3 protein-coding genes are annotated in these 3131 nt (G+C 66.6%); 1 reads left to right on the top strand and 2 read right to left on the bottom strand.

Annotation, left to right across the window (positions count from 1 at the left end; genetic code table 11):
- The coding region (locus RMO04_RS09165; RefSeq protein WP_309644477.1) for a cytochrome P450 at positions 1–1162 on the bottom strand (1162 nt) is incomplete at its 3' end.
- A gap of 180 nt (positions 1163–1342) precedes the next feature.
- Here RMO04_RS09165 and RMO04_RS09160 point away from each other — a divergent pair.
- Positions 1343–2692 carry an FAD/NAD(P)-binding protein gene (locus RMO04_RS09160; RefSeq protein ID WP_309644476.1) on the top strand — a complete coding sequence of 450 codons (1350 nt, stop codon included), beginning with the start codon at positions 1343–1345 and terminating at the stop codon, positions 2690–2692.
- Here the strand turns inward: RMO04_RS09160 and RMO04_RS09155 are convergent.
- Positions 2689–3131 (bottom strand): MFS transporter (locus tag RMO04_RS09155; RefSeq protein ID WP_309644475.1); only part of this gene is annotated, 443 nt, incomplete at its 5' end. The two genes, RMO04_RS09160 and RMO04_RS09155, sit on opposite strands and share 4 nt — an antisense overlap.

Here is a 3131-nt window from a genome sequence, read left to right as displayed (position 1 = left end):
GGAAACGGGCCAGGATTTCTTCCCAGATGATCTTCAGCTGAAGTTCGGCCAGACGGTTGCCCACGCAGCGGTGGATGCCGAAGCCGAAGGAGATGTGCTGACGGGGACGCTCGCGGTCGATGATGTAGGCGTTCGGGTTCTCGATCACCTCGTCGTCGCGGTTGCCCGAGACGTACCACATGACGACCTTGTCGCCCTTCTTGATGGTCTTGCCGCCGATGTCGAAGTCGCGCGTGGCGATGCGGCGCATGTGAGCCAGCGGGGTCTGCCAGCGGATGGTCTCGGAGACCATCGAGGGGATCAGGCCCGGGTTCTCCCGCAGCTTCTTGTACTGGTCGGGGTTCTGGTTCAGGGCCAGGACCGAGCCGGTGATGGTGTTGCGGGTGGTGTCGTTGCCGCCGACGGTCAACAGCACGATGTTCCCGAAGTACTCGCGGGGCTCCATGTTCCGGGTGGCCTCGCCATGGGCCAGCATGGAGATCAGGTCGCCGGCCGGCGGGGCGTTGACACGCTGGTTCCACAGGTTGGTGAAATAGGCGAGGTACTCGATGAAGATCTGCATCTTCTGTTCGAAGGTGTCGATCAGGCCCTGCCCGGGAACGGCGGTCACCACGTCGGACCAGTAGGTCAGCTTGCGGCGATCTTCCTGGGGCATGTCGAACAGGGTGGCCAGGGTCATGGCCGTCAGCTCCATCGACACCTTATCGACCCAGTCGAACTCCTCGCCGATCGGCAGGCTGTCGAGGATGGCGGCCGCGCGTTCGCGGATCAGAGGCTCGAGGATCTGCAGGTTCATGGGCGAGACCGCGGGGCTGACGGTCTTGCGCTGCACGTCGTGCTTGGGCGGGTCCATGGCGATGAACATGGGCAGGGGGCCCTTGTCGCCGTCCTGGGTCGCGATGGTGATGCCGCCCTCGGAGGAGAAGGCGCCGTGGTTCGTGTCCACGGTCATGATGTCGTTGTACTTGGTGATCGACCAGTATGGGCCGTAGTCGCTTTCCGCCGTGTAGTGGACCGGGTCTTCCTTGCGGAGTCGCTCGAAGTTCCACCACATCTGGTCGGACTGGAAGAGAGCGGGCTGGGCTGGGTTCAACTGGTCCAGCGGGGTGGCGTAGGCCTGCGCGCGGGCGTCCTTGCTGAGATCGATATTGCCGTCGCTCATGGTCGTCACTCCGTCCCCTGGCTCGTCATCCGTCTTGGCCAAAGATGACGCTGGCGTCAATTTTAGCGCGGAAAAGATTACTCGTCTCCAACTGATCTGCGTTCAGTCTCAGTTTTTCTCGCGCTTTAACTCCCACAAAAATGATAGGAATTGACCGAAGCGACGACGGAGCAGACGGTCATGTCCAATCGGCAGACGGTGGCGGTCATCGGGGCGGGGTTTTCCGGCCTTCTCACCGCCCTACACCTCACGGCGGATCCCGACGGGCCGACCGTCCGCCTGATCGAGCGGTCCGGCGCTTTCGGGCGTGGCGCGGCCTACACAACGGGAAATCCCGACCATCTGCTCAACGTGCGCGTGGCCAATATGAGCGCCTATCCCGACGATCCGGAGCACTTCACCCGCTGGCTGGCCGGCCACGACGGATGGAGCGCCCACGGGGGATTCGTCACCCGAGGCGTCTATGGCGACTATCTGCAGGACCTCCTGAAGATCGCGGTCGAGAGCTCCGCGGCCGGCCGGCTGCTTCTGGAGGGCGACGAGGTCGTCGATGTCGCCCGCGCCGGGGCGGGCTGGAAGGTGACGCTGGGGGTGGGGCGTGAGATCGAGGCCGCCGCCGTGGTGCTGGCCCTGGGCGTCCTGCGGCCCGCGCCGCCGACCGCCGCAGGTCCGGAGTTGCTGGCCTCGCCGCGCTACCTGCCCGATCCGTGGAGTTCAAAGGCGGTCCTGGACAACGATATCGACGAGGTCCTGTTGATGGGCACGGGCCTCACCATGATCGACGCGGCGGTGACCTTATGGCGACCGGGCCGGCGGTTCTGGGCGATCTCCCGGCGAGGTCTGACGCCGCGCAGCCACGCGCCGGTCGGCCCCCGCCCGCAGATCGAGACGCCCCGCGGTTCGCCCATCGAGATCCTGCGAGATTTACGCGCCGCGTCGCACGACGGTCGCTGGCGCGGCGCCATCGACGATCTGCGGCCCCACGTGCGGGCGATCTGGCAAGGTTGGAGCGCGCGCCAGCGCGCCTCGTTCCTGCGCCATCTCCGACCTTGGTGGGACGTCCACCGCCACCGCCTGGCGCCCAGCGTGGCGCGCCGCGTCGCCCTGTTGATGCGGGGCCGCGAATTGGTGGTGCGCGCCGGCGAGGTGACCAGCATGACTCTGGGCCGGGACGGCGTCGAGGTGATGTGGCGTCCGCGGGGCGGCAAGCTCAGCCGGCGTCTGTCGGTGGGGACGGTGGTCAACTGCGCCGGCCTGCTGGGCGATCTGGATCGGGCCACCGAACCGCTGCTGCGCCAGCTGCTGTCGCGCGGTCTGATCCGTCCCGATCCTAGTCGGCTTGGCGCCGAGGTGGATCCCGGATCGCGGCTGATCGGGACCGGCGGCGCGCAGCCGGGCCTCTACGCCGTAGGCCCGCTGACTCGCGGCGCTTTCTGGGAGATCACCTCCGTCCCCGACATCCGCACCCAGTCCTCCGACGTCGCGCAGACGATCCTGGGCGGCTTGAAAGAGGCGACCGCGGCGGCCTAAGGCGCGATCTCCGGGAACTTCGCGGGCGTCATCTTCGGCGTCAGCAGATGGATGACCAGGACGGCGAGAAGATAGATGCAGCCGCAGACCGCGAAGATTGGCTCGTAGCCGCCGGCGCTCTCCAGCACCTGGCCCACGGACTTGGCCATGACCATGCCGCCGATGCCGCCCAGCATCCCGCCAATGCCGATCACCGAGCCCACGGCGCTGCGTGGGAAGACGTCTCCGGGCAGGGTGTAGAGGTTGGCCGAGAAAGCCTGGTGCGCGGCGGCCACCAGGCCGACGACGATGGTCGCCAGCCACAGATTGTCGATCTGCATAATGAAGAAGTAGGGGAGGGTGGCGACCGCGCAGATCAGCATGGTGATCTTGCGCGAGAAGTTGAGGCTGTGGCCGTTCTTCATCAGGCGCGAGGACAGCCAGCCGCCCGCGACGCTGC

The organism is Phenylobacterium sp. (assembly GCF_031412415.1).
In the GTDB taxonomy this organism is placed as follows: Bacteria; Pseudomonadota; Alphaproteobacteria; order Caulobacterales; family Caulobacteraceae; genus Phenylobacterium.
The sequence above is the reverse complement of the archived record's forward strand: the minus strand, read 5'-3'. Positions and strand labels throughout refer to the sequence as shown.